Here is a 1,001-nt window from a genome sequence, read left to right as displayed (position 1 = left end):
ATTAAGCGCCAATCACGACGTGATTAAACACTAATCGCGACGTAAGATGATTTCTAAAATACAACTAATTGGAAATAAAGAAGTTACCTTGTTTGTGAAACTGAATAGGTAACGATTTGGAAACGAGCGAACTACTTGGTGTTGCTGTTTTCTGCCTAACAAAGAACGCTTGTTATTCTGTTTGCAAAGATAATACTTTGTTACCGAATAACAAGCGTTTTCAAAGAAATATTCACGTTTCTGCACTTTGGGTTGTTGCTGTGTGGTTTGGGTTGGCTATAATCCTCTCCCTCGCTTCTTCTTTCTGTTGGCTTGGTATCTGAGCTTACGCTGCCATGCTGCTTCTGCATAATCTTCGCTATGTGAAGATGGTGAAATCATTTCTCCTAACCCTTCCACTATTTCATCGGCTGCACTAATGGCAGCATCTGTTACTGTGCCAATAGTATTAAGTGGTTGTAAGATATCGCCACCTCGTGAGATATTGGAACGGCTTGGAGGAACAAGTTGATAAGCTGTGCCAGAAGTTTCTTTTTCCTTTGGCGGATTATACTCGTGTTGTTGCAGTGTCTTTAGCTCTGCCTTATTGACAAGTTCGAAGTTCTTTTGCAAAGAACGATAGCCAAATTCCCTGCCGACCTCCGATGCCTTGAACGCATATTCTCCGTATGAGAACTTCAAGCCATAGACCTTGCTCTGCTTGTTCTTCATACAATCTATGGTTACTCCGTGCTTGTTCAGTTCATAGAGGAACATGGAGTGTCCCGTGATGCCTGTGCCCTTATACTTTACAAGCAGGGTAAAGCAAATATCCTGCAACCGCTGCTTGGTCTGCTCCCTCGTGGGATTGGCTTTCGCTTTCTGATGCTTTCTCTTGGCTCTGACTTCCTTGGCAATGGTGAGTCCTTTCTTCCTGCTGATTTCCTCTGTTATTCTTGCAGCCTTGTTACTTACAAAGGTGGTATCATAAACTTCTCCGTATAGGCTGATGCGGTTGGCGA

Annotated in this window: 1 protein-coding gene; it reads right to left on the bottom strand. The window is 43.2% G+C overall.

Annotation, left to right across the window (positions count from 1 at the left end; all coding sequences use genetic code 11):
- Nucleotides 1-276 precede the first annotated feature (276 nt).
- Nucleotides 277-1,001 (bottom strand): relaxase/mobilization nuclease domain-containing protein (locus tag HMPREF1640_RS10820; RefSeq protein WP_036894644.1); only part of this gene is annotated, 725 nt, incomplete at its 5' end.

The organism is Prevotella sp. S7-1-8 (assembly GCF_000758925.1).
In the GTDB taxonomy this organism is placed as follows: Bacteria; Bacteroidota; Bacteroidia; order Bacteroidales; family Bacteroidaceae; genus Prevotella.
This window is presented reverse-complemented; position numbering and strand designations above follow the sequence as displayed.